This window comes from Dietzia sp. 2505, assembly GCF_040546785.1.
Classification (GTDB): Bacteria; Actinomycetota; Actinomycetes; order Mycobacteriales; family Mycobacteriaceae; genus Dietzia.
The window spans coordinates 1-23,951 of sequence record NZ_JBEPON010000004.1; the positions used below are offsets into that span (position 1 = coordinate 1).

Annotated in this window: 14 protein-coding genes; 12 read left to right on the top strand and 2 right to left on the bottom strand. The window is 71.3% G+C overall.

From position 1 onward, the window contains the following. Nucleotides 1-199: 199 nt before the first annotated feature. Entirely contained in the window at nucleotides 200-1,501 is a 1,302-nt protein-coding gene (locus ABIE38_RS09085) for a hypothetical protein (RefSeq protein ID WP_354055584.1), read from the bottom strand. A 180-nt stretch (nucleotides 1,502-1,681) separates the two neighbouring features. Here ABIE38_RS09085 and ABIE38_RS09090 point away from each other — a divergent pair, with 180 nt between their 5' ends. Continuing rightward, nucleotides 1,682-3,118 carry a DUF5129 domain-containing protein gene (locus ABIE38_RS09090; RefSeq protein ID WP_354055586.1) on the top strand — a complete coding sequence of 479 codons (1,437 nt, stop codon included), beginning with the start codon at nucleotides 1,682-1,684 and terminating at the stop codon, nucleotides 3,116-3,118. Between the two features lie 13 nt (nucleotides 3,119-3,131). Here ABIE38_RS09090 and ABIE38_RS09095 read toward each other — a convergent pair whose 3' ends face one another. After that, complete coding sequence (locus ABIE38_RS09095) at nucleotides 3,132-3,866, bottom strand: peptidylprolyl isomerase (RefSeq protein ID WP_354055587.1); 735 nt, start codon at nucleotides 3,864-3,866, stop codon at nucleotides 3,132-3,134. A 122-nt stretch (nucleotides 3,867-3,988) separates the two neighbouring features. Here ABIE38_RS09095 and ABIE38_RS09100 point away from each other — a divergent pair, with 122 nt between their 5' ends. From ABIE38_RS09100 to ABIE38_RS09150, 11 genes are all read left to right on the top strand, one after another. Continuing rightward, entirely contained in the window at nucleotides 3,989-5,995 is a 2,007-nt protein-coding gene (locus ABIE38_RS09100) for a glycosyltransferase (protein WP_354055589.1), read from the top strand. Next, nucleotides 5,979-6,641 carry a phosphatase PAP2 family protein gene (locus tag ABIE38_RS09105; protein WP_354055591.1) on the top strand — a complete coding sequence of 221 codons (663 nt, stop codon included), beginning with the start codon at nucleotides 5,979-5,981 and terminating at the stop codon, nucleotides 6,639-6,641. The genes ABIE38_RS09100 and ABIE38_RS09105 overlap by 17 nt, the downstream gene beginning before the upstream one ends. After that, nucleotides 6,638-7,672 carry a decaprenyl-phosphate phosphoribosyltransferase gene (locus tag ABIE38_RS09110; protein WP_354055593.1) on the top strand — a complete coding sequence of 345 codons (1,035 nt, stop codon included), beginning with the start codon at nucleotides 6,638-6,640 and terminating at the stop codon, nucleotides 7,670-7,672. Before ABIE38_RS09105 ends, ABIE38_RS09110 begins: the two co-directional genes overlap by 4 nt. 16 nt (nucleotides 7,673-7,688) lie before the next feature. Beyond that, a complete protein-coding gene (locus ABIE38_RS09115) occupies nucleotides 7,689-9,743 on the top strand; it encodes an arabinofuranosyltransferase AftB family protein (protein WP_354055595.1) in 2,055 nt (684 codons plus the stop codon). A 194-nt stretch (nucleotides 9,744-9,937) separates the two neighbouring features. Continuing rightward, a complete protein-coding gene (locus tag ABIE38_RS09120; protein ID WP_354055597.1) occupies nucleotides 9,938-11,080 on the top strand; it encodes an alpha/beta hydrolase in 1,143 nt (380 codons plus the stop codon). Nucleotides 11,081-11,322: 242 nt separating this feature from the next. Further along, entirely contained in the window at nucleotides 11,323-13,314 is a 1,992-nt protein-coding gene (locus ABIE38_RS09125) for an alpha/beta hydrolase-fold protein (protein WP_354055599.1), read from the top strand. Continuing rightward, on the top strand, nucleotides 13,311-13,802 hold the full coding sequence (locus ABIE38_RS09130) for a hypothetical protein (RefSeq protein ID WP_354055601.1): 492 nt from the start codon (nucleotides 13,311-13,313) through the stop codon (nucleotides 13,800-13,802). Before ABIE38_RS09125 ends, ABIE38_RS09130 begins: the two co-directional genes overlap by 4 nt. Before the next feature lie 197 nt (nucleotides 13,803-13,999). Then, nucleotides 14,000-14,965, top strand: a complete 966-nt coding sequence (locus tag ABIE38_RS09135; protein WP_095717076.1) for a cutinase family protein — start codon at nucleotides 14,000-14,002, stop codon at nucleotides 14,963-14,965. 111 nt (nucleotides 14,966-15,076) lie between these two features. Further along, nucleotides 15,077-17,077, top strand: a complete 2,001-nt coding sequence (fadD32, locus tag ABIE38_RS09140; RefSeq protein ID WP_354055602.1) for a long-chain-fatty-acid--AMP ligase FadD32 — start codon at nucleotides 15,077-15,079, stop codon at nucleotides 17,075-17,077. An 87-nt stretch (nucleotides 17,078-17,164) separates the two neighbouring features. Beyond that, complete coding sequence (pks13, locus tag ABIE38_RS09145; RefSeq protein WP_354055604.1) at nucleotides 17,165-22,249, top strand: polyketide synthase Pks13; 5,085 nt, start codon at nucleotides 17,165-17,167, stop codon at nucleotides 22,247-22,249. After that, nucleotides 22,246-23,799, top strand: a complete 1,554-nt coding sequence (locus ABIE38_RS09150) for an acyl-CoA carboxylase subunit beta (protein ID WP_179524237.1) — start codon at nucleotides 22,246-22,248, stop codon at nucleotides 23,797-23,799. Before pks13 ends, ABIE38_RS09150 begins: the two co-directional genes overlap by 4 nt. The last annotated feature ends 152 nt before the right edge of the window (nucleotides 23,800-23,951 follow it).

Genomic DNA, 23,951 nt, shown 5'->3' on the forward strand with positions numbered 1-23,951 from the left:
AGCAGCAACCTCACGCACCTGGCATGCACCAACACCGACAACGTCACAACACGACCTCCACGATCCGTGTTGCACCGACCACTGGAATTCACCCAGGTGCGCGCGGCCGCCGAAGTCCATTTGCGACCACTCGGCGGATGCGACGGCGCGGGGCATCGGATCGGAGGCGGCGGGGCAGCGCGGGTCGGCGGTCCCGCCCTCAGGCGGCGGACCCGACGGTCAGGCGCCGCACGGCCTCGTCACGCTGGGCCGCGTGCACCAGGGCCGGCGTGGCCTCGCCGAGGTGCTCGAGTACCGGGGTGACCGAGGTCCAGAAGCGGCTGAGCGAGCTCAGGCCCTCGTTCTCCGCGCGGGCCTGGGCGCGTTCGGCCCGGGTGTCGTCGGGGCGGGTCGGGTGGTGGGCGGCGCGCTTGCCCTCGATGCGGTCGTCCTTGCGCTGGGAGATCACGTAACCGAGCGCGAACGCGACACTCCGTGGCATCCGGCCGGACAGCAGGACGTCGGCCTCGGGGTAGTCGTCGAGCACCTGCTCGACCGCACCGGAGAGTTCCTCGACCACTCTGGCGAACGCGCGCCGGTCGATCTGCCGGCCGCTCGCGCCCGGGTACCACCGGCCGGCGGGGAGAGCCCACGGGCGGAGCGTCTCCACTCCGTCGGTGGTGGCGGTGGGACCAACGACGACGACGAGGTCCGCCGTCGCCCGCAGTGGATGCTGCGCGTCGACCTCGGGGACGGCTCCGCCCCCGTCGAGCTGGATCGAGAGCCACACGCGACCCACGGCGGTCCGGTCCGCGGGCGCGGTTGTCGCTGCCGGTCGCCCGGTATCGAGGGTGACCATCGACAGTTCGGAGTCAGGTCGGCTCCGTCGCGACAGCCAGCGGCGCTCGGCCCACATGTCGTCGCCGTCGTCGAAGTACACGGTCCGCACCCCCGTGTCCCCGCCGGGCAACCGGCGTCTGCGGGCCTCGGTGGGCAGCTCCGCGAGGTGCGTGCGCTCGCGCAGGAGGGTGTCGTACCCCACGGCCAGCGCGGCGGGGAACGCCAGGTTGGGGGCGAGGACGTAACCGGTCGCGTCGTCGTCGTCGTTCATCGCCCTCTCGAGTTCGTCCGACACGTGGTCCACGGCCCGTCGCAGATCCACCACGTCGCCGTCGGTGCCGAACCAGCCGGTCGCCGAACGGAAGTCCAGGCTCCGGGCGTTGGCCACGTCCACGGCGGCGCGCATCCGGTCCGCGCTCTCGGCGGGGAGCAGCCGCAGGTAGTAGAGGGTGCCGTTGTGGGCGATCATCCAGGCGCGGACCGCCATGGCCGCGATGAGCACGGCCAGGGTGCCGACGAACCAGGCGAGGCGGGAGGGCGAGGTGCACTCCTGCGACCACAGGTCCGGCACCGCCGAGATGGTGCAGGCCGCGTCGCGGGTGATGAGGTCCTCCGCGACCAGTCCGCCGAAGGCCGTGGTCATGGCGACCGTGATCGCGATGATCGTTTCCAGGATGAACACCGGACGAGGCTAGCGGGACGCTCCGCGAGTTCATCACCGACCTGCCTCCGGCCGTCCACGGACCCGCTCCGGACGGGCGGGCATCGGCTGAGGCGAACACACCCGGCCATTGCCCGAGCTCCCCTCCGGGTGGTCGCTCAGGGGGAGACGACGACACCGCGCCACACCTAGAGTGGACTCATGACCAGCTCGGTGTCCCGCCCCCTCCGCCTCCTGCTCGTGGTGCTGTCCGGCGCCGCGGCCCTGCTGCTGATGCTGCTCCCGCTCGCCCCGGCCGGCGCCCAGGCTCCGGCACCTGCCCCCGCGCCTGCGCAGGCCGCGGCTGTGGGCGTCGGCATCACCGACCAGGTCGGAGTGCTCTCGCCCGGGGACCAGGACCTGCTCCGTACCGAGACGGAGCGCATCGAGTTCCCGCCGCAGGTGCAGCGGGTCGAGTACCTGGTCTTCGACGACGGGAACGAGAACCTCAACGACACCACCGAGCGCTACGCTCAGTCCGAGCGGCCGGACCTCGTCTCCGAGGACCGTGAGAAGTGGTCACCCGGAACGCTGATCGTGGCCAATGACACCGAGTCGCGTCAGGTCGGCATCTACTGCGGCGACGACGTCTGCGCGGCGCTCGACATCTTCGAGGGCCGACACCTCGACGGCTCGCTGGAGGCGATGAAGGACCCGATGCGCCGCGAGAACCACGCGGTGGGCCTGCTCGCGGGCGCGCAGGCGGCGGCCGATCCCACGGTCCTGGCACCGGAACCCGAGGGCATGCCGTCCTGGCTGCCGTGGGCCCTCGGCGGCGCCGGGGTCGTGGGCGCCGGCGCGATCGGTGCGGGCGTCGCGGCGAGCCGCAAGAAGAAGGCGACGACGGCGAGGGAGCGCTACGACCGGGTCTCCCGCGAGTACGGGCGGGTCGCGGGGGAGCTCACCGGGCTGGACATCCGCGCCAACTCGCTCACCTCCCCGCTGGCCGACGACGAACTGCGGTCACAGTGGGCGGACGTGCGGGACCGCTTCCTGGCGCTGGACACCGTCATGGGCCGGATCGGTGACCTGCGGCCGGAGTCGACCGACGCGGAGTTCCGCGAGAAGGCCGCCGACATCGAGACCGCGCACACCACGGTCGACCAGATGGAGACGGCGGAGAAGAACATCGACCAGCTGTTCCGTATGGAGCAGGGCGATGCCGACGTGCGCCGCCGCCAGCTCGGGGAGCTCCACGAGGACATGCTCGCCGCCGCGCTGGGGACGGAGGACGAGCGTCTCGCCGCCGAGGCCAAAGCCCTCGACGCGCGGGCGGACGAGCTCTCCCGAGACACGCAGGCCGCCGACTTCATGGACCGCTACGCCCGGCTCGTGGTGGACTACCGGCTCGTGGTGGAGGCCATCCGGGCCCGCGAGATGGCGGATGTCGAGGCGGCGGACGACGCGGGTGACCGCCACGCGCCGAGACTGTACGAGCGGGACTGGCGCGCGGGCTACGGTTACAACGGCTTCGTGCCGTTCTATGTGGTCTCGAGCTGGCACGCCCACGACGTGCAGGCGGCCCAGGCGGCGAGTTCCACCAACACCAGCTACTCCAATGCCTCGTTCTCCGGTGGCGGCGGGTCGAGCGGCTACTGACCCCCGGGCCGCCTCAGCCCTCGACGATCTCGACCGACTCGATCGTGTGCACCGTCCGGGGAGCGCCCTGCGGGCTGCCGTCGTCCTCGATCGCCGTGACGGCGTCCATCCCGTCGGTGACGGTGCCGAAGAGGCTGTAGTCCGGCGGCAGGGAGACCCCGGAGTCGCCGGTGACGATGAAGAACTGGGAGCCGTTGGTGTCCGGTCCGGCGTTGGCCATGGCCAACGAGCCGATCTCGTACTCGCCCTCGTCGGGGAGCTCGTCGGAGAACTGGTAGCCCGGGCCGCCACTGCCGGTGCCCTGAGGGTCGCCGCCCTGGATCATGAAGCCGGGGATCACCCGGTGGAAGGTGATGCCCTCGTAGTACTTGTGGCGGGCCAGGAAGACGAAGTTGTTCACCGTCTCCGGCGCCTTGTCCTCGAGCAGGTCCACGGTCACCACGCCGGCGTCCGTGGTGATCACGGCGGAGTAGTCGGCACCGGGGGTCAGGCACATCGGCGGGGCGGAGTCGAACGAGGTGACGCGCTCGTCGGTGCCCTCGGCGGGCGGGCACTCGATCGCGTCGGCCGTTCCTCCGTCGGACTGCTCGGCCCCGGTCTGCGTCCCCGCGGTCGTGCCGGTGGCCGCGTCCTCGTCGGGAGAGTCGTCGGTGCCGCACCCGGCGAGCGCCAGGGGTACCGACAGGGCGAGGACGCCCAGGGCGGTGCGGATGGTCGGACGGGGCCGGGCTGTGGCGGAGAGCTGCATGACACAAACCTACGTGGCGTGCCCACGCCGCCGAACCCCCGGATCCGCGTGGTGGGAGGGATCGCCCCGGCCCGCCGGGTACGATCGACCCGGCTTTCGACTAGGGACGGGGACTCATCCATATGCACCACCACGGCCACCACGAACTGGTCGACGAGGTCGAGCGGTCGGTCGCCGGGCTCGCGGACCCGCTCGGTCGGGAGTGCCTCCAGCGCGTCATCCTGCCCCGGGCCGGCGAACCGCTGGACGTGAGATCGCTCTACCTCGCCGAGGCCCCCACCAACGCCCGCCGCGCGCACTCCGCCGGTCGCACCACTCTGAGCGTCGGAGCGGACTCCGAGGTCTCCTTCGCCACCTACTTCAACGCGTTCGCGGCGGCGTACTGGCGGCGCTGGACGATCCTCGGCGAAGTGGTCCTGCGGTTGACGATCCGCGGCGCCGGCCGTGTGGACCTCTATCGGTCCAAGATCGACGGCTCGCGCATCGCGATCACCGGGGACGTCGTGGGCGAGCCGGGTGAGTCAGGGGCGCACCGGGTCACGACGGTCGAGTTCGTCTGCGACCTGGGCCCGTTCGAGGACGGTGGATGGATCTGGTTCGACCTCACCTCCGACACGGACGTCGAGTTGCTCGCCGGTGGGTGGTACTCGGCCGTGGACGCGCCGGCGACCCGCCCGGACGCGGGCCCGGACGGGACCCCCGATCCGTCGGTGCAGGTCCCCAACGACCGCCGGGTGACCGTCGGGATCCCGACCTTCAACCGCCCCGGGGACGCGGTCGCGGCGTTGCGGGCGCTCACCTCCGACCCCGAGGTGGACGCGGTCCTGGACGCGGTGCTCATGCCGGACCAGGGCGACCGCAAGGTGCGCGACGAGCCCGGGTTCGCGGAGGCCGCCGAGTACCTGGGCGAGCGCCTGCGGATCTTCGACCAGCCCAACCTCGGCGGCTCGGGCGGCTACAGCCGCATCATGTACGAGGCCCGGCGGCTCACGGATTCGCCCTACATCCTGTACATGGACGACGACATCGAGATCGAGCCCGACTCGATCCTGCGGGCCCTGGCCTTCGCCCGTTTCTCACGCGTGCCGATGCTGGTCGGCGGCCAGATGCTCAACCTCCAGGAGCGCAGCCACCTCCACACCATGGGAGAGGTGGTGGGGGCCCACGACTTCATGTGGACCGCCGCCCCGCACGCGGACTACGACTACGACTTCTCCCGGTACCCCCTCACCGACCGGGAGAACCCCAAGGAACTGCACCGCCGGATCGACGTGGACTACAACGGCTGGTGGATGTGCCTCATCCCGCGGGTGGTCGCGGAGAAGATCGGCCAGCCCCTGCCCTTGTTCATCAAGTGGGACGACGCGGAGTACGGCCTGCGGGCGCGCCGGGCCGGCCACCCCACGGTGTCGATGCCGGGCGTGGCGATCTGGCACATGGCGTGGTCGGACAAGGACGACGCGATCGACTGGCAGGCCTACTTCCACCTGCGCAACCGGCTGGTGGTGGCGTCGCTGTACCACGACGGCGACCACAAGGGCATCATGCAGTCCAGCCTCAAGGCGCTGGTCAAGCACCTGGTGTGCCTCGAGTACTCGACGGTGGCCATCCAGATCGAGGCCATCCGCGACTTCCTGCGCGGTCCGGAGGCGCTCTACGACCTGCTGCCGACCGCCCTGCCCAAGGTGCGGGCGATGCGCGCGCAGTTCCCCGACGCCGTGGTCATCCCCTCGGCCGTGGACCTGCCCGCGCCCTCCGGCGGCCCCGCGGGGATCCACTCCGAGCCCCGGGGCCCAGTCCGCAAGGCCCTCGCCCTGTCCAAGGGGCTCGTCCACACCCTCAGCCGGGACGACAAGGCGCACCACGAGGTGCCCCAGGCCAACTTCCCGCCCGTGGAGGCGCGCTGGTACTCGCTGAGCCGGGTCGACGGCGCCACGGTCACCACCGCCGACGGGCGCGGAGTGGTCTACCGCAAGCGAGACCGTGAGCAGGCCGGATCCCTGTTCAAGGAGTCGGTGGCCGTGCACAGGGAGCTCTTCCGCCGGTTCCCGGAGATGCGCCGACGCTACCGTGATGCGCACACCGAACTCGTCACCAAGGAGGCCTGGAGCCGTGTCTTCGACGCCTGAGACCGCACCCGGGCCGGCCGGCCCCGACCACGTCGGCACGGGTCCGACTGTGGAGATCCCCGTCCCGACCGGTGAGGTCCGGTTGCTGGCCGGGATCCAGCGTCGGCTCCTCGCGGTTCCCGGGTCGCGTGAGGCCGCCGTGACGCTCTCGCATGTCGGCGAGCACGCGCTGGGCTGGATGGCGATCTCGGCGGTCGGCGTGGTGGCCGACCCCGCCCGCCGGAGCCGGTGGGCGATGGTCGGTGTGGGCAGCTTCGGTGCGCACGCCACCTCCGTCGTCATCAAGCGGGTCGTGCGGCGGCGGCGGCCGGATCACCCCACCGTCGCGGTGGGGGTGGGCACGCCCTCCTCGCTCAGCTTCCCGTCCTCCCACGCCACGTCCACCACCGCGTTCGCCCTGTTGGCCGGGGCGGTGAGCGGCGTCCCCGTGGCCCCCGCACTCGTTCCCGTCATGCTGGCGTCCAGGCTCGTCCTGGGCGTCCACTACCCTTCGGATGTGTTCGCCGGCGCCGCGGTCGGCGCGGGCTGCGCCGCGCTCACCCGCGCGGTCTGGCCCACGGACCCCGTCCAGCGCCTGCTGCCGGAGTCGCTGCGTGACGGCGCGCCCGGACCGCGCACCACCCCGACCCCCGAGGAGAATCGATGACCGATCAGACCGGAGTCCCGGCCTCCCGGGGCGGGGGCGATCACCACCTCCTCGGTGCGGAGCCGCACACCGCCAACGAGATCGACCTCGCCGAGGCGGAGGAGGAGGCCAAGGGCTCACCGCCCAAGAACCTGCTCGACGGCATGATCAAGGCCCTCCGGCCACGGCAGTGGGTCAAGAACGTCCTCGTGGTCGCGGCGCCCGCCGCGGCCGGTTCGCAGACGCTCACCGACACCTCGGTCCTCTTCTCGGTCTTCATCGCCTTCGTGGCGTTCTGCATGGCGGCCTCGAGCGTGTACCTGATCAACGACGCGATGGACGTCGAGGCGGACCGCGCGCACCCCACCAAGCGGTTCCGTCCGATCGCGGCCGGGGTGCTGCCCGTCGGACTGGCCTACGGCATGGCGGTGGCGCTCATCATCGCCTCGATCAGCATCTCGGTGCTGTTCACCCACCCGGCGCTGGCGATCGTCGTGGCCGTGTACATCGTGCTGCAGCTCATGTACTGCTTCGGCCTCAAGCACCAGCCGGTGCTCGACATCGCGTTCGTCTCCTCCGGGTTCCTGCTCCGCGCGGTGGCGGGCGGCGCGGCGGCGGAGGTCGAGATCTCGCAGTGGTTCCTGCTGGTCATGGCGTTCGGCTCCCTGTTCATGGCGGCCGGTAAGCGGTACGCCGAACTGAATCTGCACCTGAGGACCGGCGCGAAGATCCGCAAGGCCCTGGAGAGCTACACCCCGACCTACCTGCGGTTCGTGTGGACGCTGTCGGCGACGGTGCTCGTGCTCTGCTACGCCCTGTGGGCGTACGACCGCGGTTCCGACCCCACCCAGCCGTCCGGCTCGGCCGTGTGGCTGCAGATCTCGATCGTGCCGTTCACCATCGCGGTGTTGCGCTATGCGGTCGACGTCGACGCCGCCCAGGCCGGCGAGCCCGAGGACATCGCGCTCGGGGACCGCGTCCTGCAGGTCCTGGCCGGGCTGTGGGTCCTGACCGTCGTGATCGGCGTCTACCTCGTGCCGTCCTTCGCCTGACCGGGGTGGGCGTGCGATGTCGGAGGTGACGGCGGGGAGTCCGGGAGCAGGGCGTCCGGCAGCGGACCGGCCCCCGGCGCCCGTGGCGTCGCGGACCACGGAGCGGATCACGGAGCGGATCGCCGAGCGGCCCCGGGCCGAGCCGGCGGCCTTCTGGGGTGGCCTCGTGGTGGTGGTGGCGGTGTTCCTCGCCGGCGCGTGGCAGCGCCGGTGGATCGCCGACGACGGGCTGATCGTCCTGCGCACGGTCCGCAACCTCATCGCCGGCAACGGGCCCGTGTTCAACGCGGGGGAGCGAGTCGAGTCCAACACCTCCACCCTGTGGACCTATCTCGTCTACCTCACGCACGAGGTCGTCGGCTACCGGCTCGAGTTGGTCGCCCTCGGGTTGGCGCTCACGCTGAGCATGGTCGCGGTCGCGTGCGCGATGCTCGGCACCCGCGTGATGTACCGGGGCACCCGGCACGCCCCCGCCGGTGGCCCGATGCTGCTGTTGCCGCTGGGCGTCGTGGTCTACATCATGCTGCCGCCCGCCCGGGACTTCGCGAGCTCGGGCCTGGAGACGGGGCTGGTGATCTGCTGGATCGGCGTCATGTGGCTCGGACTGCAGCGGTGGGCCCGCGCGCCGCACCGCGAGTACCGGTTCGGTCTGCCCGCGGTGGGCACGGCCGCGATGGCGTTCATCGCCGGGCTCGGTCCGTTGGTGCGCCCGGAGTTGGCGCTGGCGGCGGTGGTGTTCCTGGTGCTGCTGGCCGCGTCGCGGCAGTCGTGGCGGCACCTGGGCTGGCTGGTCGTCATCGCCGGAACCGTCCCGGTGGTCTACCAGATCTGGCGGATGTCGTACTACGCCCTGCCCTATCCGCTGACGGCCGTCGCCAAGGACGCGGGCGGGTCCAAGTGGGACAAGGGGGCCCAGTACCTGTGGGACCTGTTGTCGCCGTATGTGCTGCTCCTGCCGCTGGCGGTGGTCCTGGTCGCCGGTCTGGTCTCGCTGTGGGCCGTGCGCCGGTCGGCCCCTGCCGCCCCGGATTCGGGCGATGCGGGTGGGGACGACGACGAGGTGGGCGGTCTGCTCCGCCTGCGCAGCCGGGTCCGCTCGACCCCGGTCGTCACGATCGCCTTCCTCGTGGTGGCCGTCATCATGCTGGCGTACGTCACCCGGGTCGGCGGGGACTTCATGCACGGGCGGGTGCTGCTGCCGTCGGTGTTCCTGTTCCTCCTGCCGGTCTCCGTGGTGCCCCTGCCGGTCGGACCCGCCCGCGGGGCGGACGACGCCCGCGTGCGCCGGGTGGCGGTCCCGGTGGTCGCCGGTGCCTGGCTCGTCGTCGTCGGGTGGGCGGTGGCCGTCGAGGTGGCCCAGGACCCGTTCCGGGACGAACCGGAGACCATCACCGCCGCGGGGATCGTCGACGAACGGCAGTACTACATCCAGCGCACCGGTCACAGGCATCCGCTCCTCGCGGACGACTACCTCGACTTCCCGCGCATGAGGGCACTGGTGAGAGAGGTCTCGACCAACCGCACGGGTGCGGTCTTCCTGCCGGTCCCGGGCTTCCAGGACCGGTGGGACGTGGTGGCCTACGACCGCCCGATGCCCGGTCTGCAGCCGTTCGAACTCCCCGACGACCCCATCAAGACGGTCGTGTTCCTCAACCTGGGCATGACCAGCATGAACCTCCCGCTCGACGTGGACGTCTACGACACCGTGGGTCTGGCCTCGCCGCTGGCCGCGCACACCGACCGCATGGAGGACGGGCGGATCGGGCACGACAAGTTCCTCCCGTACGACTGGGTGCTCGCGCGCACCGGGGTGGTCGAGGACCCGGTCAACTTCCCGCGCTGGATCGACGTGAACTGGGTCAACCAGGCCGAGGTGGCGCTCACCTGCCCCGCGACCGAGGCGCTCATCGACTCGTATTCCGGCCCGTTGACGCTGGAGAAGCGCTGGTCCAACCTGGTTAACGCATTCTCATTCGCCGAGTACCGGATCAACAGAATCCCTGCATACGAGGTGCAGAGGTGCGGGTTGCCCATGCCTGAGAAAGTGGAGAAGTACCAGGGCACTCGGTAGTGTGGCCCGTACTGTTGTCTCGAATCGATAACAGTAGGGGATCGATCAGGTCCCCGACCTGTAACACCTGTCCCAGAATAAGCGACAGTAACGATGTCGCAGTTCCGGTCCTCCCCTGGTGGGGCCGGTCCGATGGACGTCACCGATGCCCCGGGTCAACTGGGGGCACCAGGAACGAACAAAGGAACCCACGAATGTCCCAGACCACCCTCCGGCGCAAGTTCGCCGCCGGGCTCACCGCCCTGGCGACGGCTGCAGGCCTCGTCGTCGGCGCTCCGGCCCTCGTCGGCGCCCAGGCCACCGAGCAGGGCTCGTCCGCCAGCCTCGGCTCTGCCGGATCAGCAGGATCGGCCGGATCGGGCGACGCGCCCAACCTCGCCCCCGCGTTCCAGCCGGCCGCCGGCGACGAGAACCCGGTCGGTTTCCGGAACTGGCTGCGCCCCGGGTGCACCTGGGATCCGGTCGCCTCGTGGGTCCAGCTGTGCGACGTCTGGTCGCCGGCGATGAACCGCCACATCAAGGTCCAGGTCCAGCCCGCCCGCTTCGGCGGCAACGCCGGCCTGTACCTCCTCGACGGCCTGCGCGCGCGGGACGACTGGAACGCGTGGACGCGCGACGCGCAGGCGCAGCGCATCTTCCTCCAGGACAACATCACCCTGGTCATGCCGGTCGGCGGCCAGGTCTCCTTCTACTCCGACTGGGATCGGCCCATCAACCTGGGCGGCAACCTCGTCGAGTACAAGTACGAGACCTTCCTGACCCGCGAGCTGCCCGGGTACCTGAACGCCCACTTCGGTGTGCGCACGGACAACAACGCCATCGCCGGGCTGTCCATGGGCGGGTCCGCCGCCGCGATGCTCGCCGCCAAGCACCGCAACCAGTTCAAGCAGGTCTCGGTGTTCTCCGGCTACATGAACCCCACCGCGCCGGGCATGTACACGATGATCCCGCTGGCGATGTTCGACCAGTGCAAGTGCGACCCGTTCGCCATGTGGGGCCTGCCGGGCTCGCCGCGCTGGGGTCAGAACGACCCGCTGCTCAACGCGGACAAGCTGCGCGACATCCCCATGTACGTCACCGCGGGCTCGGCCATCCCCGGCCGGTACGACCAACCCTCCAGCCTGCAGGCCGTGTTCAACACCTTCAACGGCATCATCCTCGAGGGACTGTCGCGCGGATCGACCATCGCGTTCCAGAACACGCTCAACGCCCGGCCCAACCAGGCCACGTTCGACTACCGCACCACCGGCATCCACGGGTGGGGCTACTGGAACGACGACCTGATCGCCGCCCGCTCGGCGCAGATCCTGCCCGTGATGAACGCCTTCGCGTGGTGATCACGACCGGTTAGCCGACGAATCGGGCTCCGCTCAGCGAGTCCTCACCCGTCACACCGGGGCCCCGTGCGTAGATTCTCGTGCGGGGCCCCGGTCGCTTGCGTGACCACCGGGTTCGGCCGCGGGAGGGGAGCCCGCGGGCGGATGACGGACCAGGGCCCCGGGCAGAAGCTGTCCGGGTCGCGCTCGCGGCCCGTTCACCGAGACGGTCGGCGACGACGCGGCAAGGAAGAGAACCTCACATGGCGACCCCCAGCGCACACGCGAGCCCCCGCACCCGGTGGGCGTCCCTCCTGGCGGCCCCACTCGTGGTGGGAATGGTGGGCTCCGGCCTCATCGTCCCGCCGGCTGCGGGCGCCCAGGAGACCCCGGTCCGGGTGACCCCGGGTCAGGAGACTCCCGCACAGGGCTCCCCGGTCCAGGGTTCCCCGGCGCAGACCGGCCCCGGCCAGGAGGACCCGGCCCGGTCGACTTCCGAGAACCGGGTGGACTCCCCGTCCCTCAGCGTGCCGACGACCCTCCCGACCGGAGTCCGCCTGGACAAGGTCGAGTGGAAGACGGCCAACCGGGTGGCACTGTGGGTGCAGTCCCCGGCCATGGAGCAGGCGATCCAGGTACAGCTCATGCTCCCGGCCCGGTGGAACGCCGAGCCGGAACGCACCTACCCCTCGCTGCTTCTGCTCGACGGCCTGCGGGCGCGCAACGACGCCAGCGGGTGGACCCTCGAGACCAAGATCTCCCAGTTCTTCGACGCCAAGAACGCGATCATCGTGCTCCCCGTCGGCGGCGAGTCGAGTTTCTACACGGACTGGGTCGCGGACGCCAACGGCTCGGCCTACCAGTGGGAGACGTTCCTCATGGAGGAGTTGCCACCGCTACTGGCCCGCGACTGGCGGGTGAACGACAAGCACGGCGTGGCCGGACTGTCGATGGGCGGCACTGCCGCGATGATGCTCTCGCAGCGCTACCCGGACTACTTCCAGTTCGCGGCGAGTTACTCGGGCTTCCTCGACACCACGAGCTTCGGCATGCCGGAGGCCATCAAGGTGGCCATGCAGGACGCCGGCGGGTACCAGGCGGAGAGCATGTGGGGACCCCTCGGCTCTGCCAGGTGGCAGGAGCAGGACCCCAAGCTCCACGCGGACAAGCTCCGTGGCCAGAGCGTCTACGTGTCCGCGGGCAGCGGGAACACCGGGCCGTGGGACCAGCCGTCGGGTCTGCCGGACATCCCCACCAACTTCCCGGGATACGGGCTCGAACTGCTGTCGCGGATGACCACCCAGACCTTCGTCAACAAGGCCCGGGGGGCCGGCGTCGAGGTGACCGCCAACTTCCGGCCCTCGGGCACCCACACGTGGCCGTACTGGCAGTTCGAGATGATGCAGGCGTGGCCCCAGTTCGCGGGAGCCGTGGAGATCGAGAACGTCGAGCCCCCGTGTGCGGCGCAGGGGGAGATCGCCCGGGTGGCCGAGCGTCAGCCCGGCCTGGGCCCGTGTCTGACGGGCGAGTACGACGTCAAGGGCGGCAAGGCCACCGATTTCCGCTTCGGTCGGGTCTTCTGGTCGCAGCAGACGGGCGCGCACTCGGTCCTCGGGGCCATCGGCGCCGCCTACCAGGCCGAGGGCGGACCTGACGGCCCGCTGGGTCTGCCCACCTCGGGCGAGACCACCACGCCCGACGGCAGGGGCCGGTTCACCCAGTTCCAGAACGGGGTCATCTACTGGTCGCCGACCACCGGGGCGCACGCGATCCGCGGGGCGATCCGGTCGATGTGGCAGGAGCGCGGCGCCGAGCGCGGCGACCTCGGGTACCCGACCACCGACGAGGTCACCAACCCGAACAAGCCCGGCGTGGTCCAGGGATTCCAGGGCGGCACCGTCTACTGGTCCTCCGCCACGGGCCCCAGGGTCGTCGAGGGCGCCATCCTGAGCACCTACCGGGAGGCCGGCGCGGAGAACTCGGAACTCGGGTACCCGACGACCGACGAGATCTCCCTGACCACGCGTGGCGGCGCCTTCAGTCGCTTCCAGGGCGGGGCGATCTACTGGTCGCCGCGCACCGGTGCGCACGCCATCCCCCGCGGTCCGGTGTTCGATGCTTGGGGCACGGTCGACTACGAGCGCGGCCGGCTCGGCTATCCCACCAGCGCGCTGCGCACCACCCGGGACGGCCAGGTCATGGAGTTCGAGGGCGGCCGGATCACGGTGACCGGCGGCCGGGCGGAGATCTCGTGACGGCCAGGGCGGCGGCTCTCGGCGCGGCGCTCGTGGTGGTGGGCGGGATGCTCACCGCGTGCGGCGGAGGCGACTCGACGGTGTCCGGAGTCCCCGACTCCGAGACGATGGCCCCGCCTCCGGGCGGCGCCGCCACCTCGCAGGCCCGCGTCCCGGCCACCGAGGACTCGGGGCGGTTCACCGAGGCGCCGGCACCGGTGGGCTCGGACGCCCCGGGGTACACGGCCCCGGTCGTGGGCGCGCGGGAGCGCGGGTACCTCGCGGCGCTCGAGGCCCAGGACATCCAGACCGCGGAACTGTCCGACTCGCTCGTGGCCGCCGGCAACACGATCTGTCGGATCCGGACCACCGGCGGGGCCGCGGGGGAGACCACCACGATCGCCGACGCCGTGGCCGGGCAGATCTCGGTCGGCGGGTACTCGGACCGCGAGGTCGACGAGATCTCCCGGATCGTCGTGGACTCGGCGGCCGGGCAGCTGTGTCCCTGATCCGGCTCTGCCCCTGACACTGCTCGGCCCCGGAGACGGCTCTGTCCCTGACACACGGGCGCCGCTCGCGCCGCCTCGGGCGGTGAGTCGTGACACGTGCCACCGCCACCGGCGGAACCCGGCGGCCCCGTGGCGCGTTGGACCTGTCGTCGGCCGCCCGCGGACTCGTGTCGGGCGCCCGGGAAGGAGTTCGTATCGTGGCTCGTGGATCGCGTCGTGGAGGCGGCCGCCGTCTCGGGTGCTCGCTCGGAGCGCTCGTCATGGTGGTCCTGTTGGTGCTGGGGATCGGCTGGTGGATCGGCGACCGGGGGTTGCCGACAGGCCCGGACGGCCCGCTGCCCGGCCCGGCCGAGCCGGAGTTGACCCAGCCCGCGGACTGCCCCGACGTGCAGATGATCGCCGTGCCGGGGACCTGGGAGAGCAGCCCCACCGACGACCCGTACGCGCCGTCGTTCCTGCCCAACGCGCTGCTCAAGACCATCACGGACCCGCTGGGGGAGCAGTACCCCGCCGAGCGCCTGGAGGTCTTCACGGTCCCGTACGTCGCACAGTTCCGGAACCCGCAGCGCCCCGACGAGATCACCTACGACCAGAGCCGGGCCGAGGGTACGGACCGCGCGCGCGCCGAGTTGGTCGCGGTCCACGACCGCTGCCCGTACACCTCCTACATCCTGCTCGGCTTCTCCCAGGGGGCGGTGATCGCCGGCGATCTCACCAGCGAGATCGGTACCGGCAACGGGCCGGTCCCGGCGGAGCTCGTCCGCGGTTCGGTCCTCATCGCCGACGGGCGTCGACTGCCCGGCGAGGGTCAGTCCCCGGGATTGTCGCCGGGGACCGGTCAGGGGATGGAGATCTCGCTCCAACCGGTGACGGGTTTCACGCAGCTCATCGCGGGTGCCACCATGACGGGCCCGCGGCCCGGGGGCTTCGGGGCGCTCGACGACCGGACCGCCCAGATCTGTGACTCCCGGGACCTCATCTGCAACGCTCCGCTCAACGTGGTGGACGGGGCGGCCCGGTTCCAGGAGTTCGTCGCCAACAACGCCATCCACGCCATGTACGCGACCAACCCGGACGTCGTCATGGGGACCACGGTGCCGGAGTGGACCATCGGACACGTCCGGGAACTCGTCGATGCGGCACCGGAGATCGCCCACGACTGACGGCCCGACCGAGTACCGTGCATGGGCGCGACACGCCTGGCCGGGTCAGGGATTCGGAGTTCGGATGTGCGCAGGGGCACGCTGTAAGATCGACCAAGCTTGTCGCCCGGTATGTCCGAGGTCGGCGACGTCGACCATCCAGTCATCGGTTCGGAACGGAGCAACGTGGAGTTCGAGCAGTACCACGACGCCAGCGGGGCGATCGTCATCCCTGATCGCACCACCCTGGTCGACTTCGTCGAATCCAACGTCTCCGCAGCACGACGGGACCCCGCGGCGGACGGGCTGATCTACCGCTACATCGACTACTCCTCGTCGCGGCAGGGTGAGGTCGCCGAACTGTCGTGGTCGGACTTCGGTGACCGGCTCTACGCCATCGCCGCACGGCTGCAGCAGGTGGCGGAGCGGGGAGACCGCGTGGCCATCCTCGCGCCGCAGGGACTCGACTACATCGTCTCGTTCTTCGCCGCCATCCACGCCGGTCTCACCGCCGTGCCGTTGTTCGATCCGGACGAACCCGGTCATCACGACAGACTCCACGCGGTCCTCGGGGACTGCACTCCGTCCGTCATCCTCACGTCCACCGACTCGGCGGCAGGGGTCCGCAAGCTCTTCCGCGACCTGCCGGCCCGGGAGCGGCCCCGGACGGTGGCCGTCGACGCGATCCCGGCCGAGCTGGGCTCGGGCTGGACCCGGCCCGATCTGGGTGCGGACGACATCGCCTACCTGCAGTACACCTCCGGGTCGACCCGCGTCCCCGCCGGCGTGGAGATCACGCACCGGAACGTCGTCACCAACGTGATGCAGCTCTTCGACGGGCTGGGTCTGACCCGCGCCTCCCGCGGCGTCACCTGGCTGCCGCTGTTCCACGACATGGGTCTGCTCACCGTGATCCTGCCGGCGATGGGCGGCGCCACGATCACCGTGATGAGCCCCCGGGCCTTCGTGCAGCGGCCCGGGCGGTGGGTCACCCAGCTCGGGGCGATGTCCGATGGCGACGGGGTCTTCGCCGCCGCCCCCAACTTCGCGTTCGAACACGCGGCCCGCCGCGGACTGCCCCGGGAAGGCGAGTCGCTCGACCTCTCGGGGGTCACCAGCATCATCAACGGATCCGAACCGGTCACCCCCGCCTCGATGCGCGCGTTCAACGAGGCGTTCGCCCCGTACGGGTTGGCGCCGACCGCCATCAAGCCCTCCTACGGCATGGCGGAGGCGACGCTCTTCGTCTCCTCGCCCCGCAAGGACGACGAGGCGATCGTCATCCACGTGGACCGGGAGGGCCTCAACAAGGGCGTCATGACCGTCCTGGACCCCGACGCGGTGGAGGGCAACGAGGACGCCATCCCGCAGGTGGCGTGCGGGTACGTGGCACCCAGCCAGTGGGCGGTGATCGTCGAGCCGGGTGTCGACGGGTCGACCGGCGAGCACGACGGCACCGGCCGGGAACTGCCCGAGGGACGGGTCGGGGAGATCTGGCTGTACGGCACCAACGTCGGGCGGGCCTACTGGGGTCGGCCGGAGGAGTCCGAGGCCACGTTCGGGAACAGGCTCACGGAGCGGCTCCCGGAGAACTCGAGGACGGTGCGCGAGTTCGGCACCGTCCCCTCCGACGCGCGGTGGCTCCGCACGGGTGACTTCGGCGCCTACGTGGACGGCCAGCTGTACATCACCGGCCGGGTCAAGGACCTCGTGATCGTCGCCGGACGCAACCACTACCCGCAGGACCTCGAGAACACCGCGCAGGACGCCTCCGCCTCGCTGCGCCCGGGTTTCGTCGCCGCGTTCTCCGTCCCGGCCAACCAGCTCCCGATCGACGCCCGTAACGGCGCCGTGATCCCCTCCGATGACTCCTCGGAGACCCTCGTGGTGGTGGGCGAGCGCGCCCCCGGAGCGGGGAAGGCGGATCCCGGACCCATCGCGGACGCGGTCCGCTCGGCGATCTCGGCGAGGCACGGGGTCACCGCGCAGGACGTGATCCTGGTCCCCGCCGGGTCCATCCCCCGCACCTCCAGCGGCAAGATCGCCCGTCGCGCCTGCAAGACCGCCTACGTCGACGGGACGCTGCGGGGAGGCCACCAGCAGACGGCCTTCCCCGACGAGCCGGCGGAGTAGTCTCCGGGCCGCTTCACGGCACCACCGGTGCGCGGCGGCGACGGGCGAGCACACCGGACGAGACCCGATCGAAAGGCGATCCCCACGATGGCACAGAGCGAGATGACGGTAGTAGAGCTCCGCGACTGGTTGCGGGGCTGGGTCTCCCGGGCCACCGGCCTCGACGTCGCCAAGGTGACCGACGACCGCTCCCTCGAGGAGTTCGGGCTGTCCTCCCGCGACGCGGTGACCCTCTCGGCGGACCTCGAGGACCTGCTCGGTCGTCCCCTGGACGCCACGGTGGCCTACCAGCACCCCACCATCGCCTCTCTCGCCGAGTACGTGGTCAACGGTCCGGCCGAGATCGACGAGCCAGGCGACCTCCACACCTTCCGCCACCGTGGGGCGGGGATGGAGTTCGACGTCGCCGTGATCGGGTTCGCCACCCGTTTCCCGGGGGGTGCGGACTCGCCCGAGGCCACCTGGGAACTGCTGTCCGAGGGCCGGGACGCCACCAGCCCGCGTCCGGCGACCCGCTGGTCCGAGTGGGCGGGTGACTCCTACGTCCAGCAGGTCCTGGCCGAGGCCCCGGACCGGGGCGGGTGGCTCGACGACTCCGAGGTGCGGGACTTCGACGCCGAGTTCTTCGGCATGAGTCCCCGCGAGGCGGAGATGGTGGACCCGCAGCAGCGGCTCGCCCTGGAGCTCACCTGGGAGGCCCTCGAGCACGCGCACCTGCCCGCGAGTGACCTCAAGGGGCACGAGGTGGGCGTGTTCATCGGTTCGTCGTCCAGCGACTACCAGGTGTTCCTGACCTCCGACTCCGCCGCCGCCTCCCCGTACGCGGTCACGGGCGCCTCCAACTCGATCATCTCCAACCGGGTGTCGTACACGTTCGACTTCCGCGGCCCCTCGATGACCCTGGACACCGCGTGCTCGACCTCGCTGGTCGCGATCCACGAGGCCGTCAACTCGCTGCGCCTGCACGAGTCCGACCTGGCCGTGGCCGGCGGCGTCAACATGATGCTGGCGCCCGCCGCCACCATGGGTTTCGCCAAGACCGGGGCCGCGCTCAGCCCGGACGGGCGCATCAAGGCCTTCTCCTCCGACGCCAACGGCATCTGCCGCGCGGAGGGCGGGGGACTGTTCATCCTGAAGCGCCTGTCCGAGGCCGAACGGGACGGGGACGTGGTCCTCGCCGTCATCAAGGGCTCCGCGGTCAACTCCGACGGTCGCTCCAACGGGATGACCGCCCCCAACCCGGACGCCCAGGTGGCGGTGCTGCGCCAGGCGTACGCCGACGCGGGCGTGGACCCGAGGGACGTCGACTACATCGAGGCCCACGGCACGGGCACGATCCTCGGTGACCCCATCGAGGCCACCGCGATCGGACAGGTGCTCGGCCGCGGCCGCGACGCCGATCGGCCGACCCTGCTGGGCTCGGCCAAGACCAACTTCGGGCACATGGAGTCGGCGGCCGGCGCCGCGGGCCTGGCCAAGATCATCCTGGGGATGGGACACGACTCGCTCCCGCCCACCCTCAACTTCGCCGGCCCCAACCCGTACATCGACTTCGACGCCGCCCGGCTGAGCGTCGTCACGGAGAACCGGCCGTGGCCGCGCTACAGCGGCCGGGCCCTGGCCGGTGTCTCCGGATTCGGCTTCGGTGGGACCAACGCCCACGTCGTGGTGGCCGAGTACCAGCCCGCCCCCGTCCGAGCCGCCCGGACCAACGACCCGCAGGCGACCGGCGCAGAGGCCACCGACGCGATGGAGGCCGGCGCGGAGGCCACCGACGCGCAGAACACCGGCGGCGATGACACCGCCGCACCGGGGTCCGCCCCGCAGGACGACGTGGCCCGCAGTGTCGCCGAGGCGGTCGCGCGCAACGCCGAGGTCCTCGCCACCACCGGCACCTCCGCCCCCGGCGCGGCCGCCACCGTCCTCGTGGTGTCCGGTTCGCTGCCGTCCCGCCGCAAGGCCACCGCCGGTCAGCTCGCCGACTGGCTCGAGTCGCAGGACGACTCCGTGGACCTCGGTGCCGTCGCCCGCACCCTGGCCACGCGCAACCACGGCCGCTCCCGCGGCGCCGTCGTGGGCCACACCCGCACCGAGCTGGTGGCGGGACTGCGCGCGCTGGCCGCCGGCGACCCCGGCCCCGGGGTCTTCAGCGCGGACGCCCCCGCCGGCACCGGCGACGTCTGGGTGTTCTCGGGCTTCGGCGCGCAGCACCGCAAGATGGCCAAGGAGCTGTACCTGTCCAACCCGCTGTTCGCCTCGTGCCTGGACGCGGTGGATGACCTCATCGACTTCGAGGCCGGCTACCGGATGGTCGAGATGTTCCTCGACGACTCGGTCACCTACGAGGTGGAGAACGCGCAGGTCGGCATCTTCGCCGTCCAGGTCGCGCTCGTCGACACGCTCAAGGCGCTGGGCGCCAAGCCGGAGGCCGTGATCGGTCACTCGATGGGCGAGGTCGCCGCCGCCTACGCGGCGGGCGGGCTGAGCCTCGAGGACGCGGTGCGGGTGATCTGCGTCCGCTCGCGCCTCATGGGCGATGCCGAGCAGCAGGTCTCCGACGAGGACGCCGGCGCCATGGCGCTGGTCGAGTACTCGGCCGAGGAGATCGCTCAGATCATCGCCGACAACCCGCAGTTCGCCTCGATCGAGCCCGCGGTCTACGCCGCCCCCACCCACACCACGGTCGGGGGCCGTGCCAAGCCCGTCGCCGAGTTCGTGGCCTGGGTCGAGGAGCAGGGCAAGTTCGCCCGCCAGCTGCAGGTCCGCGGTGCCGGGCACACCTCCGACGTCGACATGCTGTTGGGCGAGCTGGCCGCCGAGATCGCGGGCCTGGAGCCGCGCGAGCTCACCTCCGGCCTGTTCTCCTCCGTGGACAAGGAGACCTTCTACCGCGCCGGCCACGAGCCGATCCACGCGGAGGAGTACTGGGTCAAGGGCATGCGGCACTCGGTGTGGTTCACCCACGCCGTGCGCAAGGCCGTCGAGGCTGGGTACGTGACGTTCCTGGAGTTCGCGCCCAACCCGGTGGCCGCGATGTCCGTGGCGGCGACGTGCTTCGACGCCGGCCTGATGGAGCCCAACCTGCTCCACACGCTCAAGCGCAAGGAGTCGGAGGCCGACACCCTGCTCCACGCGATCGCCCAGCTGTACGTCCACGGCCACGAGGTCAACATGGACCAGGTCGTGGAGATGCTGCACGGTTACGTGACCGGTCCCGGCCGCTACGCCGCGGTGCCGGGCACGGCGTGGAAGCGCCGGACGCTGTGGCCGACCGTCACCGCCGGCGGCGGCTCGGGCGAGGGCCGTATGCCCGGCTCCCACGTGGCACTGCCCGACGGGCGCCACGCCTGGCAGGTGCGCGCCGAGGTCGTGCCCAGCGTCGACGCCCTGATGGGCGCCGCGGCGGCGTCAGTCCTCGAGGGCGCAGTCCTGACGGCCGTGCACCGCCCGGGCGTCCTCCCGGTGGCGGGCGCGGTCACCACCACCATGACCCCGCACCCCGGGGGTGCGTCCCTGCAGGTGCACGCGCACACCGGTGACGGCGCCACGCAGTCCTTCACGCTCGTCGCCGAGTGCGCGGTGAGCGGCGGGACGCCGATCGACCCCGAGGACCAGCCGGGGCCGCACTACGTGTCGGCCGAGTCGGACGCGCCGGTGGTGGATGGTGACGACGACGACGAGGCGGACAACCGCTGGAGCCCGGACTCGGACGAGTCGATCGGCGACCGCCTGGCCCGGATCGTGGGCTCCTCGATGGGGTACAGCCCCGATGACCTGCCGCGCGAGCTGCCCCTGCTCGACCTGGGCCTGGATTCGCTCATGGCCGTGCGGATCAAGAACCGGGTCGAGCACGAGTTCTCCATCCCGCCGCTCGAGCTGCAGGCCATGCGGGACGCGTCGATGAACGACGTCGTGCAGATGGTGACCTTCGCCGTCGAGAACCCGGACAAGGTCGGCGAGCTGGCGGACCAGCAGGCCCGCGGTGAGGGCGTGGTCGACATCGCCGCCCTGCGAGGGGACGCGCCGGCCGGTGGTGACTCCGCGGCAGGGGCCGGCGCCGGTGGGTCCGCCGCCCCCGACGTCGCCATCGCGCCCCGGGACGACACCGAGCGGATGGCCTTCGGCGCGTGGGCCGTGGTCACCGGCGCGGCGGCACCCGGTGTGATCGGCACGCTGCCCGCTCTCGACGAGTCCACCCGCACCGCACTGGCCGATCGGCTGTCGGCACGCTGTGGCGGCGAGATCACCGCCGAGCAGCTGGCCGGGGCCACGACGATCGCGGAGGTCGCCGACCTGCTGCGTCCGTTCACCGAGGTGGCGGTCGAGGGCAACATCCGCGTCCTGCGCGAGGGCTCGGCCGACAGCACACCCCTGTTCCTGTTCCACGCGGCCGGCGGCTCGTCGTTCGTGTACGAGCCGCTGGTCGATCGCCTGGACGGCGACACCCCGGTCTACGGCGTCGAGCGCACCGAGGGGCCGCTGGAGGAGAGGGCCGCCGGGTACCTCGACAGGATCCGGGAGATCGCCTCGGGGCGACCCGTCGCACTGGGCGGCTGGTCCTTTGGTGGGGCCCTGGCGGTCGAGGTCGCCCGCCAGCTGCGCGCCGCGGACGACGTCGTGGCGCTGGTGGCCCTCCTCGACACCGTGCAGCCCTCCGAGCCGATCCCGGACACCCTCGACGAGGCCGAGGCGCGCTGGAAGCGGTACTCCGAGTTCGCCAAGCGCACCTACGGGTTGGACGTGGAGGTGCCGCGGGAGTTCCTCGCCGAGCACGGTGAGGACGGCGTACTGGGCATGCTGCTCGAGGGCCTGGGCGCCGAGGCGAACGCCATGGGCGGCGGGGTCATCGAGCACCAGCGGGCCAGCTTCGTCGACAACCGCATCCTGCAGAGCGCGGACCTGTCCACGTGGGCGGGCGTCGGCGCGGAGGTCTCCTTCGTGCTCTACCGCGCCGAGCGGATGCACGAGGGTGCGATCGAGCTCGAACCCCGCTACGCCCGCGTCGACCGCGACGGTGGCTGGGGCCGCATCGTCAGCGATCTCGAGGTGGTCCAGCTCAAGGGTGACCACCTCGCGGTGGTGGACGAACCCGTGGTCGGTACGGTCGGTAGGCATCTGGCGCGTCGTCTCTCGGAGATCGACGCGGGAGTACTGAAGGGATCGGACGCGTGACGGCTAGGACCACCGCGGAGAAGCTCGCGGAACTGCGGGTCAAGACCGAGCAGGCCCGGGACCCGGGCAGTGAGCGGGCCAGGGCCCGCCGGGACGCCGCGGGCCACACTCCGCCGCGGGAGCGCATCGCGGAGCTGCTCGACGCGGGCAGCTTCGTGGAGATGGGCCAGTTGGCCAAGGCCCCCGGGAGCCCGGACAACCCGTTCGGGGACGGCGTGGTGACCGGACGCGGCACCATCGACGGTCGTCCCGTGGTCGTGTACGCGCACGACAACACGGTCTTCGGCGGGTCGGTGGGCGAGGGCTTCGGCAAGAAGGTCTGCGCGATCATGGACTTCGCCCTCAAGGTGGGGTGCCCGATCATCGGGATCAACGACTCCGGTGGCGCCCGCGTCCAGGACGCCGTCACCTCGCTGGCGTATTACTCGGAGATCTCTAAGCGTCAGTACCCGGCATCGGGGTATATCCCGCAGATATCGATCATGCTGGGCAAGTGCGCCGGCGGCGCCGTCTACGCGCCCGTGACCACGGACTTCGTGGTGGCGGTCAAGGACCAGGCGTACATGTTCGTCACCGGTCCGGACGTGATCAAGCAGGTCACCGGCGAGGACATCTCCATGGAGGACCTCGGCTCCGCCCTCCAGCAGGCCAAGAACGGCAACGTCAACCACGTGGCCGTGAGCGAGCACGACGCCTTCATGTACGTCCGGAACCTGCTCAGCTTCATGCCCTCCTCGGCGGCCGAGAAGGCGCCGCGGATCAACCCCGGTCTCGAGCCGGCACCCACCGTGTCCGATCTGGAGCTCGACTCGATCATCCCGGACTCGGACAACGCGGCGTACGACATGCACGACGTGCTCATCCGGATGTTCGACGACGGCGAGTTCGTCGAGACCTCGGGCCAGTTCGCCCCCAACATCATCACCGGCTTCGCCCGGGTCGACGGCGAGTCGGTCGGCGTGGTCGCCAACCAGCCGCTGCACCTGTCGGGGTCCCTGGACATCGACGCCTCGGAGAAGGCCACGCGGTTCATGCTGCTGTGCGACGCCTATTCGATCCCGATCGTCTACGTGGTCGACACCCCCGGCTACCTGCCGGGTGTCCAGCAGGAGAAGCTCGGCATCATCCACCGCGGGGCCAAGATGGGCTACGCGGTCGCCGCGAGCTCCGTGCCCAAGGTGACCTTCGTCGTCCGCAAGGCCTACGGCGGCGCCTACGCCGTGATGGGGTCCAAGAACCTCGGCGGCGACCTCAACTTCGCCTGGCCCACCGCACGCATCGCGGTGATGGGCGCCGAGGGCGCGGTGGACCTGCTGCAGCGTCGGCAGATCGAGGAGGCCGGACCGGAGGAGGGGCCCAAGCTCCGCAAGCAGCTGATCGACATGTACAACGAGTTCATCGCGACCCCGTACTCGGCCGCCGAGCGCGGGTACATCGACGCGGTGATCGAGCCGTCACAGACCCGTCTGGTCCTGCGCGGCGCGTTGGCCCAGCTGCGCGACAAGGTCCGCAACGAGCCCCCGCGCAAGCATCCCATCGCCCCACTGTGACCCTCCTGGGCGGCTGACCCGCCCTGACCCGGATCTGACCGGCCCGCCCTCCCCGGGGGCGGGCCGGTCCTCGTCTACGGCCATCCGCGACCCCGCCCGGGGGACAGGGGTTGTGCGGGCGGAACGGTCCATGCAGGCAGCGCACCTCGGGT